General features: G+C 72.6%; 9 protein-coding genes. 3 read left to right on the plus strand and 6 right to left on the minus strand.

Features of this window, described 5'->3' with window-relative positions; all coding sequences use genetic code 11:
* Positions 1-3: 3 nt before the first annotated feature.
* A complete protein-coding gene (locus tag AB0D94_RS11355) occupies positions 4-396 on the minus strand; it encodes a luciferase family protein (protein WP_362049226.1) in 393 nt (130 codons plus the stop codon).
* A 413-nt stretch (positions 397-809) separates the two neighbouring features.
* Here AB0D94_RS11355 and AB0D94_RS11360 point away from each other — a divergent pair, with 413 nt between their 5' ends.
* From AB0D94_RS11360 to AB0D94_RS11370, 3 genes are all read left to right on the plus strand, one after another.
* Positions 810-2633 (plus strand): serine/threonine-protein kinase, encoded by a 1824-nt coding sequence (locus tag AB0D94_RS11360; RefSeq protein ID WP_362049229.1) that lies wholly within the window; start codon positions 810-812, stop codon positions 2631-2633.
* Positions 2634-2782: 149 nt separating this feature from the next.
* Complete coding sequence (locus AB0D94_RS11365) at positions 2783-4039, plus strand: Gfo/Idh/MocA family oxidoreductase (protein WP_362049232.1); 1257 nt, start codon at positions 2783-2785, stop codon at positions 4037-4039.
* A 213-nt stretch (positions 4040-4252) separates the two neighbouring features.
* A complete protein-coding gene (locus tag AB0D94_RS11370) occupies positions 4253-6640 on the plus strand; it encodes a polysaccharide lyase 8 family protein (protein ID WP_362049235.1) in 2388 nt (795 codons plus the stop codon).
* A gap of 51 nt (positions 6641-6691) precedes the next feature.
* On the opposite strand, the gene AB0D94_RS11375 is transcribed toward AB0D94_RS11370, so the two are convergent.
* From AB0D94_RS11375 to AB0D94_RS11395, 5 genes are all read right to left on the minus strand, one after another.
* Complete coding sequence (locus AB0D94_RS11375; RefSeq protein ID WP_362049238.1) at positions 6692-7630, minus strand: carbohydrate ABC transporter permease; 939 nt, start codon at positions 7628-7630, stop codon at positions 6692-6694.
* On the minus strand, positions 7627-8487 hold the full coding sequence (locus AB0D94_RS11380) for a sugar ABC transporter permease (protein WP_362049504.1): 861 nt from the start codon (positions 8485-8487) through the stop codon (positions 7627-7629). The genes AB0D94_RS11375 and AB0D94_RS11380 overlap by 4 nt, the downstream gene beginning before the upstream one ends.
* Positions 8488-8626: 139 nt before the next feature.
* The gene (locus tag AB0D94_RS11385; RefSeq protein WP_362049241.1) at positions 8627-9889 is read right to left on the minus strand and encodes a sugar ABC transporter substrate-binding protein; all 1263 of its coding nucleotides are present in this window, start codon (positions 9887-9889) and stop codon (positions 8627-8629) included.
* A 183-nt stretch (positions 9890-10072) separates the two neighbouring features.
* Complete coding sequence (locus AB0D94_RS11390; RefSeq protein WP_362049244.1) at positions 10073-11089, minus strand: hydroxyacid dehydrogenase; 1017 nt, start codon at positions 11087-11089, stop codon at positions 10073-10075.
* Positions 11090-11212: 123 nt separating this feature from the next.
* Positions 11213-14542, minus strand: a complete 3330-nt coding sequence (locus AB0D94_RS11395; protein WP_362049247.1) for a DUF3376 domain-containing protein — start codon at positions 14540-14542, stop codon at positions 11213-11215.
* Positions 14543-14656 lie beyond the last annotated feature (114 nt).

Genomic DNA, 14656 nt, shown 5'->3' on the forward strand with positions numbered 1-14656 from the left:
GACTCAGGCGGCTCCCACGACGACCCGGCTGCCCTGGTGCGTGCAGGGGTCCGGCCGCCCGCCGTTCTCGGCCGCGTCGTGCGCGGACCGGGTGGCCGCCTGGAGTGCGGCGCTGACGAGAGTGGCCAGCAGGTCGACGTCGGAGCTGATCTCCAGACGCACCGTCACCCAGTCCGATCCGGTGGACAGCCGGATGGCCGTGGAGCCGGCGAGGGCCGGCCGGAGTTTTGTGATCATGGGACGGGTGAGGTGCACATCGGCTTCGTGTGTCCCGTGGAAGTGGACGATCTCCCGCGAGCCGGCGTTCAGTCCGAGTCCGGCGCCACACGCCGGGCGGCCTTCGCTGAGCGCAGGCCAACTCATCAGCTGTTCACTGGCGTGCCTAGCTGTGTTCATGCCCCGAGCCTGCCCGCCTGGAGGCCCCCGCACAAGGCCCGTGGCCCAATACCGTTGCCCTGGGGCGGGATGCGTGCGCCACCCTTGCGGGAGCGGTGAGCGGAAGGTGACGGAGGGGGCCCTCGTGCCGGGTCCGCAGGGTAGCGGCACGGCCCGGCTGGAAGCGCTCTGGGCCGTCAGGAGCCCGCCGCCACGGCGGCCGGGCAGCAGGGTCGGGGCAGGGCCTCGCCGACGGGGGTTGCGGCGAGGCCCTGGCCGTGACGATACATCCCGCCGCCCGGATCGTCCGCAGAGTCGACGAATTGCAAGGCTCCTGCATCACCTCCGCCCATCGCCCCTCGGCCCGCCCCCGCGGGGTCGCGGATAATGCTCCTGGCGGAGGCGCTGATCACGGGGATACGGGGGCCGAGCGGGTGCGGGAACTGATCGAAGACCGGTACGAGTTGGACGAGTTGCTCGGCCGGGGTGGATTCGGCGAGGTGTGGCGGGCCCGCGACAGCCGGGTCGGCCGCTGGGTCGCGGTCAAGATCGGTTATCCCGAAACCCCTGAGGACACGCGCCGGTTCGAGCGCGAGGCGAGCCTCGCCGGAAACCTCGCCCATCCCAACATCGCCACCGTGCACGACTTCGGCCGCACCCGGCACGCCGGACGGAACGCTGTCTTCCTGGTGATGGAGCTGCTCCAGGGCCGCAGTCTCGCCGAGGTCCTGGCCGGCGGGGTACCGCCGCTCGCCGACGCCCTGGACTGGGCGATGCAGGTCGCCGCGGCTCTCGGCGCCGCGCACGACGCGGGAGTCGTCCACCGGGACGTCAAGCCGGCCAACGTGATGATCACCGAGGGCCGGGTGGCGAAGGTCCTGGACTTCGGCATCGCCAAGGCCCAGGGCGGTTCCGGGACGGATCTGACGGCCACGGGCATGGTCATCGGCTCGTTCCCCTACATGGCGCCCGAGCGCTGGACCGGTGGCGCGGGCGGGGTCCCCGTCGACGGGCGGTCCGATCTGTACGCCCTGGGCTGCGTGCTCATGGAACTCGTCACCGGCACCCACCCCTTCACCGCCCGCGACATGTACGAGGCTCTCGGCCAGCACCTCCAGGCCGCGCCGCCCGCCCCCAGCTCGCTCCGCCCGGGGCTGCCGGCCGCGCTCGACCCGCTCGTACTGGACCTGCTCGCCAAGGACCCGCGCCACCGCCCCGCGAACGCCCGCGAGGTGACCGCACGGCTGGCGGCGATCGTCCGGGACCGGCAGCCGGAATCGACAGACATGGACGCCGCACCGGCGGGCGGGGCACCGCGGGTGCCGGCCCCGCCGCCCTACCCGCCGACCGTACCGGGCACCCTGCTGGAGTCGGCCGACGACCCGGTACGGACCCTGCTGCGCCGCCGGCTCGCCCAGTTGGTGGAGGACGCCCCGGCCGACCAGACGGAACGACTGGGCGCCCTGGTCACCGACCTGACGGAGGAACTCGGCGCCAACGACCCACTGACGGTACGGGCTGCCTACCACCGGGCCATGGCCGTACGCGGCCGCTCCGGGGCCGAACTGGAACGCGTACTGCCCAGGATGATGCGGGTCCTCGGCCTCGAACACCCAGACACGATCACCGCGCGCGCCACGTCCACCGGCGAGGCGGCGGCCCGCGGCCCCGGCGACGGGCGCCGCCACGAGGGAGAGCTCCGCGAGATCATCGAACAGGCGGGCCGGGTGCTCGGACCGCTCCACCCCGTCACGCTGACCGCCCGGTACCACCTCGCCAAGGCCCTGCACCGCGGCAACGGCGCCCTCGACGGTCAGTGGGACCCGCGCACCCCCGAGCGGGCGGAGAGCCAGCGCGCCTGGCTGGGACCGCTGCTGCCCGATCTGGAACGGGGCCTGCCCGCCGACAGCCCGGTGCTGCTCGACGTATGGCGCCGGCTGGCGCACGACGCCTGGCTGGTCGGTGATTTCGCCGCCGCCGCAGCGCTGTACGCACGGCTCTTCCCCGACCTGGAGGGCCTGGTCGAGGAGGGCGACGTGGAGGTGGGCTACCGGGTGGTCCGCAGCATCGGCGAGGCCGGGGATCCCGCCCGGGCCCTGGCGCTGGTCAAACCCCTGCTGCACCGCCTCCAGATCGGCTTCGGCGGTCCCCGCTGGCTGGTCGACGAACTGATCGACACCCGCGCGGACTTCCGCCAGGCGGTGCGGGAGGGACGGCGGGCTGACGGCGGCGGGCTGTTCCGCCTGTTCGGGCGCTGACCGCCGCCGGTGCGTCCGAACGCCCCGGCATCCGTACGTCCGTTCACCCCGCGGCACTCCTCCGTTCCGTCTTGTCCGGGGCGTCCGTGCTCGCTAGCCTCGCGCCCCGTACCGGGTGCGCCGGGACAGCGAACAGGGACGGGGAACGGATGCCTTCCGGAGTCACTCTTGCGGTCGTCGGTGCCGGGGACCGCGGGTCCGCGCACGCGCGCTGGGCGCTCGCGCACCCGGAGCGGGCCCGGGTCGTCGCGGTGGCCGAGCCGCGCGCGGTCCGGCGGGACCGGTTCGCGGCGGACCACGCCCTGGCGCCCGGAGCGGTGGTGGCCGACTGGCGGGAGCTGGCAGCGCGCGGACGCGTCGCGGACGCGGTGCTGATCTGCACCCTGGACCGGGAACACCTGGAGCCGGTCCTGGCGTTCGCCGCGCTCGGCTACCACATCATGCTCGAGAAGCCGATGGCGCTGACCGAGGACGAGTGCCGGCGCATCGTGGCCGCGGTGGAGGACGCCGGGGTGATCCTCTCCGTCGGCCACGTGCTGCGCTACACCGCCTACACGCGGGCCCTGAAGGAGGTGCTCGACTCCGGCCGGATCGGGGACGTCGTCAGCGTGCAGCACCTTGAACCGGTCGGGTTCTGGCACCAGGCGCATTCGTTCGTACGCGGCAACTGGCGCCGCGCGGACGAGGCGACCACCATGCTGATGGCGAAGTCCTGCCACGACCTGGACTGGCTCCAGTACGTGCTCGGCGGGCCCCCGGCGCGCGTGTCGAGCTTCGGCCGCCTCTCCCACTTCCGGACCGAGAACCGGCCCGCCGGAGCCGCCGACCGCTGTCTGGACTGCACGGTGGAGACCACCTGCCCGTACTCCGCCACCCGCGACTACGGCGACCGGCTCGCCCAGGGCCGGCACGGCTGGCCGCTGAGCGTGGTGATCGACGAGTTCACCCCGCGGGCCCTGGAGACCGCGCTGCGGGAGGGCCCGTACGGGCGCTGCGTCTACGCCTGCGACAACGACGTGGTCGACCACCAGGTGGTGGCGCTGGAGTTCGCCTCCGGGGCCACCGCCACCTTCACCATGACCGCGTTCACCGAGCAGGCGGACCGCCAGACCCGGGTCTTCGGCACGCGCGGCGAACTCCGGGGCGACGGCAGGCAGTTGCGGGTCTACGACTTCCTGACCCGCACCGAGGAGGTCCTCAGCCCCGCCGCCGCGGGGGCGATGGACGCCGCCGGGGGACACGGAGGCGGGGATGCGGGGCTGATGGACGCCTTCGTCCGCGCGGTCGCCACCGCCGACCCGGGTCTGGTGCGTTCCGGCCCGCGGGAGTCCCTGATCAGCCACCTGACCGTACTGGCCGCGGAGCGGGCCCGGCGCGGGCGCACCGTCGAGGCCGTCCGGCTGTGACCGGCGAGCAACCGAAGCGGCAGGAGCAGCAGGAGCGAAGGAGCAACAGGAGCAACAGGAGCGAAGGAGCAACAAACAGAGCGATCGATCAATACGCTCACCCGAGTTGCGATTCTTACGCGCCTCTTGAGCGCTCATTCATATGCGTGCTAGAAACCCGGTCAGCGGGGCACCCCCCTCCCACCCCCGCGCGCCCCAGTTTCTGGAGGCTCCATGTCCACGCCCTGGTCCCGCCGTTCCTTCCTCCACCTCTCCGGCAGCGCCGCACTGCTGACCACGATCTCCTCGACGGGTACCGCCTTCGCCGCGGGCGACGCGTACGACACCCTGCGCGCGACCTGGCGCGCGACGGTCCTGGGCAGCGGGTTCGACCCGGCGGCCGAACCCTTCGCCGGGAAGCTGGCGCTGATGGGGAGTCAGGCTGCCGAACACCGCGCCACCATGGCGGCCGTGACCGGCTCGCTCTGGCCCGACCTGCCCCTGACGGTGTCCAGTTCGATCACCGGCAGCTACTCCCGGCTGGGCACGATGGCCCAGGCGTACGCCCAGCCCGGCACCGGACTGACCGGCGACCCCGCGCTGGCCGCCGGGATCAAGGCCGGTCTCGACCACCTCCACCAGCAGGTCTACAACCCGGCGAAGAACCAGTTCGGCAACTGGTGGGACTTCCAGATCGGCTCCCCGCAGAGCCTGCTGGACACCTGCACGATCCTCTACGACCAGCTCTCCGCGGCGCAGCTCGCCAACTACCTCGCCGCCGTGGACCGCTTCGTACCGGACTCCTCGGTCGCCGCCTACACCGGCACCAGTACCGGCGCCAACCGGGTGGACCTGTGCCGCTCGCTGGCCCTGCGCGGCATCCTCGGCAAGAACGCGGCCAAGATCGCACTCGCCCGCGACGCCCTCTCCCCGGTCTTCCCGCTCGTGACGGCCGGGGACGGCTTCTACGCCGACGGGTCCTTCGTCCAGCACACCTACCTCTCCTACACCGGCTCCTACGGCGTGGTGCTGCTCAGCGGTCTGGCCTCCCTCTTCTCCCTGCTGAACGGCTCCGCCTGGGCCGTCACCGACCCCAGGCGGCAGATCGTGCTCGACTCCGTGGAGGGGTCCTTCGCCCCGTTCCTCTTCAACGGCCTGATGATGGACGCGGTGTCCGGACGCTCGACCAGCCGGGGCAACCCGAGGAGCAGCCCGTACGGGTTCCAGGGCGGCGACCACGGCCGGGGCCACGGCGCCCTCGCCGCCATCGCCCAGCTCGGGACCGCCGCGAGCGGCGCGGAGGAGCGGCGCTGGCGCGGTCTGGTGAAGGGCTGGATGCAGCGGGACTACTACAGCCCGGTGCTCACCGACACCGACCTGGGCGTCGCCGCCCTCGCCCGCCTCAAGGCCGTGCAGGACGACCCCGCCGTCACCGCCCTCGCCGAACCGACCGGGCACAGGCTGTTCCCCAGCATGGACCGGGCCGTCCACCGCCGGCCGGGCTGGGCGGCGTCGATCAGCATGGCTTCCAAGCGGATGGGCCTGTACGAGACGGGCAACGGCGAGAACCTGCGCGGCTGGCACGCCGGGGCGGGCATGCTCCAGTGGTGGGGGAACACCTTCGCCAACGGCCAGTACACCGACGCCTTCTGGCCCACCGTGGACCCGTACCGGCTGCCCGGCACCACGGTGTCCCGCAAGCCCCTCGCGGACGCGGAGGGCGGCGCCTGGGGCCTGCCGCGACCGGACGTCAGCTGGGTCGGGGGCGCCACGGACGGGGAGTACGCGTCCATCGGCCAGTTCGTGCGCGGGCTGTCCAGCACGCTGTACGCGAAGAAGTCCTGGTTCTGCCTGGCCGATTCGATCGTGTGCCTCGCGGGCTCCGTCCGGGGCTCCGACGGCTTCGCGGCCGAGACCGTCGTCGAGAACCGCAACCTCGGCGCGAGCGGCACCCAGGCCCTCACCGTGAACGGCGCCGCGCAGTCCGGCGCGCTCGGCTGGTCGGCCACCCTGGACGGAACCTCCTGGGCGCAGATAGCCGGCCACGGCGGGTACGTCTTCCCCGGCGGGGCCACGGTCAAGGCGCTGCGGGAGGCCCGGACCGGCTCCTGGCGCGCCATCAACGCCGGGGGCAGCGCCGACCCGGTCAGCCGCCGCTACCTGACGCTCTGGTTCGACCACGGGGTCGACCCGGCGGGAGCGGCCTGCTCCTACGTCCTGATGCCCGGGGCCACCGCCCAGGCCACGGCCGCGCGGGCCGCCGACACCGGCTGGGTGACGCTCCTCGCCAACGACAACGACCAGCAGGGCATCCGGGTCGCCTCGCTCGGTGTCACCGCCGTCAACTTCTGGTTCGCCGGGACCGCCGGCGCCCTCGCCGCCGACGGGCCCGCCTGCGTCCTGGTCCGGGAGCACGGCGACGGCACCGCCACCCTCTGCGTCAGCGATCCGATGCGGGCCCGGACCGGCCTCACCGTGACCTGGAACCGCCCGGTGGCCTCCGTGCTCTCCCGCCCGGCCACCGTGGTCTCCGCCGGTACGGGACCGGCGCTGACCCTCGTCTTCGGGGACCTCACCGGGCAGGCCGGTGCCACCCAGCGGATCAGGGTGGCGCTGGGCTGACGGCCGGGCCGAAGGTGACGGGCCGCGCGAACCGCCGGGCGGGTTCCCCGGCTACTTCACCGCGCCGGCAGTCAGGCCCGAGCGCCAGAAGCGCTGGAGGCAGAGGAAGGCGATCACGAGCGGGATCACGGCGATCAGCGATCCGGTGATGGCCAGCGAGTACATTTCGGGGCTTTCGGTGATCGAGAGGTTCCACATGTGCAGGCCGAGGCTGACCGGGTACAGGTCCTTGTCGTTCAGCATGATCAGCGCGCCGTAGAAGTTGTTCCAGCTCGCGGTGAAGGAGAACAGGAACAGGGTCACGAACCCGGGGGCGAGCATGGGCAGGACGACGGAGCGGAAGGTGCGCACGTCGCCCGCGCCGTCGACGCGGGCCGCCTCGATCACCTCGTAGGGGACGTAGCCCTCGGAGAAGACCCGTGCGAGGTAGACGCCGAAGGGGTTGACCAGCGAGGGGATCAGCAGCGCCCAGTAGGTGTTGGTGATCCCGGCCTGGGAGGCGAGCAGGTACATCGGCAGGGTCAGGACGGCTCCCGGTACGAGGACGCCCGCGAGGACGACCCCGAAGATCTTCTCCTTGCCGGTGAACTCGTACTTGTCGAAGGCGTAGCCGGCCGCGACCGAGATCAGGGAGGAGAGGGCCGAGCCGATCACGGCGTAGAGGACCGTGTTGAGCAGCCAGCGCCCGTAGATGCCGTCGTCGTGGGTGAACACCTCGTGGATGTTGGAGAAGAGGTTGAACTCGCCGAGGCTGAACCCGTTGGTGCCGAAGAGGTCGCGGCGGTTCTTGGTGGCGGCGATGAGCAGCCAGCTGACCGGCATCAGCGTGTAGAACGCCAGCATGAGCAGTACGGCGTTGACGGCGGTCTTCGAGGCCCAGGCCCGGCGTGCCGGGGTCCGGGGACGGTGCGGCGGCGCGGGGGCGGCGGTGCGGGTGGGGCCGGTCGCGGCCGGTTCGGTGGTGTGCGGGGCCGCGGTGCGCGTGCTCATGATTCCTGCCACCGCTTCCCGATCCGGGTGACCAGGAAGGACAGCGCCCCGGCCACGAGCGCCAGGAGCAGTGAGGCGGCGGCCGCGCTCGCGTAGTCCTGGTCGATGAACGCCTTGCTGACGATGTACATGGTGGGCGACCAGTCGTTGCCGAGGGCTTGCGCCTTTTCGGAGAGCAGCCGGGGCTCGGTGAAGAGCTGGACGGCTCCGACGCAGGTGAACAGGACGGTCATGACCACCGAGGAACGGATGATCGGCACCTTGATCCCGAGGGCGGTGCGCCAGGCTCCGGCTCCGTCCACGGTGGCGGCCTCGATGACCTCGCGGGGCACGGCCTGGAGCGCGGCGAAGAAGATCACCATGTTGTAGCCGATCCACTGCCAGACGGCGATGTTGACCATGGACGAGAGGGAGTTGCCGGGCGAGAAGAAGTTCCAGCTGCCGCCGGCTGCGTCGATCCAGTCGATCACCGGGCTGAGGCCCGGTGTGTAGAGGTAGATCCAGATGATCGCGGCGATCAGCCCGGGCACGGCGTGCGGCAGGAAGAAGGCGAGCTGGAAGAACCGCTTGGCCCGGGCATAGGCCGAGTCGACCAGCAGGGCGAGGCCGAGCGCCCCGCCGATCATGACCGGGATGTACGCGAGGCAGTACGCGGCGATGTGCAGGAAGGAGGCGCGGAAGGCCGGATCGGCCAGCACCGCCGAGTAGTTCGCCAGTCCCGTGAAGCTGCGCTCGACCCCGCCGAACCCGAGCCCCGAGGACTGCTCCCGGAAGAGGCTCATCCAGCCCGCGTAGGCCACCGGCGCCACGATCACGACGGCGAACAGGACGAAGAACGGGGAGAGGAAGAGGAACAGGGCGCCGCGTCTGCCGCGCCGGGAGGTGCTCGCGGCGGCCGCCGCGGTGGTGGAGGTTGATGCCACGGGGGTGCTCCTTGGCGGTGCGGGTGTTCCTGACGAGGGGGTGGCCGGGCCCGGCCCGGCCACCCCTGAGAGCTCAGTCGGCGAGCTCGAGGCCGCGGCTCTCGATCGCCTTCCGGGCCGATTCCTGGGCCTTGACCAGGCCGCTCGACAGGCCGTTGCGGGCCGCCTCGTCCTTGAAGTCGGCGTTGACCTTCCCCCAGACGGGGCCCCAGGTCCATCCGGGAACGATGGTGGCGACCTGGTCCCCGGTCAGCTTGTAGAGGTCCTGGCCGCCGAAGTAGGAGGTGTCGAAGGCCTTGGCGGCCACCGCGGCCATGTCTGGGTTCGCGGGCAGGGCGCTGCTGGGGCTCTTCAGGGCGCCGATCCGGGCTTCCATGGCCGCCGGGTCGGTGGTCGCCCACTTGATGAACTCGGCGGCGGCCTTGGTGTGCTTGCTTCCCTTGGTCACGGCGAAGCTGGTGCCGCCGTACATGCCGCTGGCCGGGGTTCCCCAGTGGGGGACGGGGGCGACGCCCCACTTGCCCTTGAGGTCCGGCATGGCGGCGATCATGCTGCCCGCGCTCCAGGAGGCACCCAGGACACTGGCGGTCGTGCCGTCGGCCCTGGACTTGTTCTCCTCCGGGCTCCCGGCGCCGTAGTTGAAGACCAGGTCGTCCTTGAGCATCCCCTGCCAGTAGGCGGCGACCTTCTGCGACGGGGCGTCGTCGATCTCCGGCTTCCAGGCGCCGTCCTCGATCTGGAACCACTTGGCGCCGGCCTGCCAGGAGAGGGTGGCCTGGAGCGGGGTGTCCGTCGGGAAGTTGCCTATGCGCGCCCCGGGTTCGGCGGCCTTGATCTTCTCGGCGGCGGCGCGGTACTCGTCCCAGGTGGTGGGGACGCTCACGCCGTGCTTCTCGAAGAGGTCCTTGCGGTAGAAGTAGACCTGCGGGGTGGCGTCGAAGGGGACGGACCAGGTCTTGCCGCCGAAGGTCACCAGGTTCTGGACCCCTGCCGGGAAGCTCTTCTTCACCAGGTCGCCGGAGGTGGCGGTGAGGTCCTCCAGGTAGCCCTGGCTGGCGAACTCCGGGACCATGCTGTACTCGATGGTCGCCACGTCCGGGGCGTCGCCCGCCTTGATCGCGTTGCTGATCTTGCTGTAGCCGTCGGCGCCGCTGGGGATCTGGGAGAACTTCACCTGGATGTCCTTGTGCGAGGCGTTGAACGCGGCCGCCGCGGCCTCGGCTCCGCTGGTCCAGGTCCAGTACGTGAGGGTGACGGGCTTGCCCTCGTCCCCGGCGGCTGCCGAGGCCGGGGAGTCGGATCCGGCGCAGGCGGAGGTCAGCAGGGCGAGGGACACGGCTGCGGCGACCGCACCGTAGGCACGCAGGGACTGAGCTTTCGTTGACCTGCTCCTTGGCGAGTGGGCTGAACGGGTTGAATCATTCGCCCCGCCATATTGAACGTCAAGAGCATATGAACAATTGATCAATACGATCATCCAGCCTCGGCCGCCGCGGCGTACGGAGCGGGCCGCACGGCGTCAGGCGGTACGCCGGAGCTCCTCGCGGCGGACCCCGTGCGCGAACGGCAGACCCGCGGCGTAGCGGGCGATCTCCTCGACCGCGGAGCCGGCCATCCGGTGCAGTTCATTGCCGACGGAGCCCGCGATGTGGGGGGTGAGCAGCACGTTCGGCAGGTCGTACAGCGGGGATTCGGCCGGCAGGACCTCCGGCTCGGTCACGTCGATGACCGCGTGGAGCCGGCCCGAGAGCAGCTCCTCGGTGACGGCGGCCGCGTCGACCAGCGACCCCCGCGCCGTGTTGATCAGCGTGGCGCCGTCGCGCATCAGCCCCAGCCGCCGGCGGTCGATCATCGACCGGGTCTCGGGCAGCTCCGGCGCGTGCAGGCTGACCACGTCGGACGTCCCGCACAGTACGTCGAGCCCCACCTTGCGGACGCCGAGCGCGACGGCCTCGGCCCCGCTCACGTAGGGGTCGTAGAGGATGAGCTGGAGATCGTAGGGGCGCAGCAGCTCGATCACCCGGCGGCCGATCCGGGAGGCGCCCACGATGCCGACGGTGCGGCGGTAGTTGCCCGCGTGGCCGTACCTCAGATGCCAGTCGTGAGGCCGGCCCCGGACGGCGCGGTACTCCTCCCGGAGCTGCAGCACCCGTTTGTTGGAGAGCAGGACCATGGCGACGGTGTACTCGGCCACCGGTACGGAGTTGGCCTCGGCGGCGGAGGACACGGTGATGCCCCGGTCCCAGCAGGCGTCGGTGACGAGGTGCTTGACGGATCCCGCGGCGTGCACGACGGCCCGCAGGTGCGGCGCGGCGGCGAGTACGCGGGCGTCGACGCGGGGCGCGCCCCAGAAGGTGAGCAGCACCTCGGCCTGCGCCAGCGCCGCGGCGGCCCCGGGTCTGCCGAAGTCGTCGGCGATCAGGTCCGTGTCCAGGTCGGCCACTTCGTGGAGCCGGCGGGCGGTCGCGTCGTCCAGCAGGCGGGGGCCCAGTGCGGGGGCCATCGCGAGCAGGGTTCGCGGGCGGCGAACGGGCATCTGAGTGCTCCTTGCGGCTGAGTGAGGCCGCGCCGACTCTATGAAGCCGGATTACGATCGTCAAGATCTATCAATCATAAAGCTCGATTCGATCGATACGATCGCAGTGAAAGCGACCGCGAATCACCGGGCCCTCGGGCGCAGCCAGTTGAGGGCCGTCGACACCAGGGCCAGGACCGCGTAGAGGATGAGGACCGCCCACCAGGGGCCCATCCCCGGCGCACGGCTCTGCAGGAAGAAGGCGAGCACCCCCGCCACCACCGCGACGCCCGCCATGGCCTCCCAGTGCGTGTCCCCGTCCGAGCCGACGTACAGGACGGCGCCCGCGGCCGCCGTCATCGTGGCGCCCACGATCAGCCACCGCATCGGGTGCGGGAGTCCGTCCGCGCCGGAGGCCGGGCACAGCTCCGCCACCACGCACAGCAGGACCGCGAGGAGCACGGCCGGCAGTAAGGCCAGGCACAGTCGTCCCAGGGCACGGGGCACACCCTCCCCCGCGGTCCGGATGCGCATGCCCACCGCCAGGGCGGGTGCGAAGGCGCAGATGAGGACGGTGTGGCCCGGAGGTGAGAACCAGGACCCGGCGCTGAAGGCGATGCCCACCCAGGCCAGTGACGCCGCGAACGCGGCCCACAGCGGCGCGACCAGCGCGAAGACCTCCGGCAGGCAGAGGAACGGCTTGAGCAGTCCCAGCGCGGCCTGCGGCAGCCGGGCGAGCCGCTTCCCGGACGGCTGGAGCGCCGGCCAGGCCAGGAGGCCCACCCGCAGGGCCGTCCGGCGGGGGTCGGGCGCACGCAGCAGGGAGGGCAGCCGCTCGGAGCCGATCGAGGCGAAGGTCTTCAGGGCGGTGGCGAAGTCGGGTTCCGGCGGGTCCTGCGGGACCAGGGGCCGGTTGCCGCCGCCGGGCATCCGGACCAGCGCGGCGACCGTGGGGAGCTCCTGCGCGAGGATCTCCCGCTGCCGGATCTGGGTCAGCAGATGGCGCAGCCGGTCCCAGGGCTCCGCCCCGTCCGGGGTGTCCTCCCAGAGCCGAGCCAGGGCGGTGGTGGCCGCCGCTTCGTCGTTAGGGCCGGCTGCGTCCCCCAGCTGCCCGGGCAGCCAGCCCAGGGACGGTGCGAGCCGGGCGGCGACCTCGTCGAACAGCCCTGGGTCGGCGGGATTCCCGAACGCCCGCTCCAGGCGGCTGTCGGTGGCGGCGACCCGCACCAGTGAGGCGGCGGCGTCCAGGCGCCCCCAGGTCCAGTCGCCGAGTCGCCAGCGGGCGCTGAGGTACGCGGAGAAGTTGCTCAGCTGGTTGCCGCTGAGCTTGCCCTCGACGAGTTCCTTCGGAGACCTCGCGTGGAGCAGGCGCTCGGTGGCCCAGCTGGTGTCGGCCGCGGAGATGGTGTGGAAGTCGACGGACACCGGCTCGGCGAGCGGGTCGGGGTACAGCGGCCCCAGCAGCACTTCCGCGGCCGCCAGCACGTTCCGCACGGCGTCGGTGTCCAGCGCGGCGGCCTCGTGGAGCGCCCCGAACCCCGGGAGGGGTGCGGGGGGCGGGCCGCCCGGGGCGGGGCACATCGCCAGGCCGATGTCCCGGCCGAGCTCTACGAGGCTCTGCCACAGGCACGCGTAAAGGGCGTCGCCCGGCGTGGGCGGCTCGGTGGCCGCCGGGTCGGCATCCGCGACGGCATCCGCCGTGGCGTACGCGGCGGGTTCCGGCGTGGCGTCCGCGGGCGGCTCCGGGCACGGTGCCGCGGGGTCTGCGGCCTTGCAGGCGAGCCGGGCCGCCCAGGTGTCCCACCTGCCGTCCGCCGGCGGCGCGGGCAGTACGAGGTCCAGCCGCGTGGTGGCCCAGCCCATCAGTACGAGCGGATCCCGCGTGCCGGCGGCGAGTCCGGTCGTGAAGGCGTGGAGGACCGCCCGGTCACGGGCGGCGATGAAGGTGGCGACGGCGAGCCGGTGCGCGTACAGGCGGGCGCGGCACTCCGTCAGCAACGGCAGGTTTCCGGTCCGCCCGCTCCGCTCGAACGCGCAGATCCACTCCAGCAGCAGACGCAGACAGCGGGCGAGCGTCATCGCCGAGCGTCCCCCGCGCGGGATGGCCACGAAGGAAGCGCCCTCGGGGAGGACCCAGTGGTCCCCCAGGGACCGCACGCGGGCGAGGAAGGGCACCGAGCGGTCCCCGCCCTCCGTGTCCAGCGCGTCGAGCGGGCCCGGGCCGCCGGGCAGCGGCAGCGGGTCCGCGCCGGTGACCTCGACGGGGTCCTGGAGCAGCCGGACCAGCCTGCGGGCCTCGGCGCTGCCCGCCAGGCCGCGGTAGGACGCCAGCCGGGCGGTGGCCGCCTCGACGCAGTGGCCGAGCGTGGCGGGCAGGACCCCGGTGAGGCCCTCGCGGCGTGCCACGGTGTCCTCGACGGCCTGGAACTCGGCGGCGTCGTCGAGCAGGGATTCCGCCCCGGCCTTGACCGCGAACGACTTCAGCGCCAGGCGCAGCAGGCGGGTGACCCGGCCGGGGTCCTCCGCCTCCTCGGGGACGGCCGGACAGGGCGGAACCGGCTGGAGGAAGAGCAGCCACCGGTCCACGCTGCGGTCGGCCGGTGATCCCGCGATGGCGCGCAGGGCCCAGGCCACCGGGATGTTGTCCAGCAGTCCGCCGTCGACCAGCTCCACCCGGCCGCCGGAGGCCGGGTCCGGGTAGCCGGTCTCGCTGCTGATGCCCCACAGGTTCGGGGGTTGCGGCGGCTCCGTGGCGTCCGTCGGCGGCATCCCGGTCACGGGCCGGGCCGGTTCGAAGGCGCCCGGGAAGGAGGACGAGGCGCGGGCCGCGTACGCGAGCCGGTTCAGTGCCTCGGCCTTTCCCCCATCGGTGGGGAAGTCCGTCAGAAAGGGCGCCGAGGGGTCCTCGACGGTCCGGTGCCGGAACCGGAAGTAGGCCCGGGACCGGCCCGTCAGCAGGGGTTGTCCGAGGGTGGGCCGTACCCGGTCGGGGCGTGGCCGCAGTCGCGTGGCCGTCAGGATCAGGCGCAGCGCGGCGGGGGGCTCGGGCGGCGTCGGTCCGGCGGCGATCAGCTGCTCCAGCTTTGCCCGCAGACGCGAGTAGAAGACTTCGTCGCCGCGCAGCAGGGAATCGGGGACCCTCCCCGGCAAGGAAGTGCCGCGGAGCAGTGATTCCAGGTCGCCGAGCTCCAGCCACACGTCGCGTACGCCCTGGCCGAAGGGCATCCCGTAGACGAGGTGGCAGGCGAGCAGTACGCCGTTGAGGCCGCCCGCGCTGGTTCCGGCCAGGACGTCGACCGTGACGTCCTCGTACGCGCAGACGTCCAGGAGCGGCCCGTAGACCCCCTCCTGATGTCGCAGGGCGGCGACCTCGCAGCAGGATCCGCCCATCCACACGGCGAGGCTCACTCCGCCGCGCATGGCCAGGGCCAGGCGCAGTTCCGTGCTCAGAGGACTCGGCTGGGCAGGGCTCATGACCTCAGCCTCGGTCACCCCGGCCCGGGCGGCATGACGGACTGCGCCAACCCGGCCACGGCGAGCGCCCCGGGCGGCGGTGCTGCGGCTGCGGGCGCCGTTGCTCCCGGCTGC

This window comes from Streptomyces sp. NPDC048255 (assembly GCF_040652415.1).
Classification (GTDB): Bacteria; Actinomycetota; Actinomycetes; order Streptomycetales; family Streptomycetaceae; genus Streptomyces.

Coding starts and splice junctions, on each gene's coding strand:
- AB0D94_RS11375 (WP_362049238.1), bottom strand. CDS start 7,630: ATGAGCACGCGCACCGCGGCCCCGCACACCACCGAACCGGCCGCGACC.
- AB0D94_RS11355 (WP_362049226.1), bottom strand. CDS start 396: ATGAACACAGCTAGGCACGCCAGTGAACAGCTGATGAGTTGGCCTGCG.
- AB0D94_RS11395 (WP_362049247.1), bottom strand. CDS start 14,542: ATGAGCCCTGCCCAGCCGAGTCCTCTGAGCACGGAACTGCGCCTGGCC.
- AB0D94_RS11390 (WP_362049244.1), bottom strand. CDS start 11,089: ATGCCCGTTCGCCGCCCGCGAACCCTGCTCGCGATGGCCCCCGCACTG.
- AB0D94_RS11370 (WP_362049235.1), top strand. CDS start 4,253: ATGTCCACGCCCTGGTCCCGCCGTTCCTTCCTCCACCTCTCCGGCAGC.
- AB0D94_RS11365 (WP_362049232.1), top strand. CDS start 2,783: ATGCCTTCCGGAGTCACTCTTGCGGTCGTCGGTGCCGGGGACCGCGGG.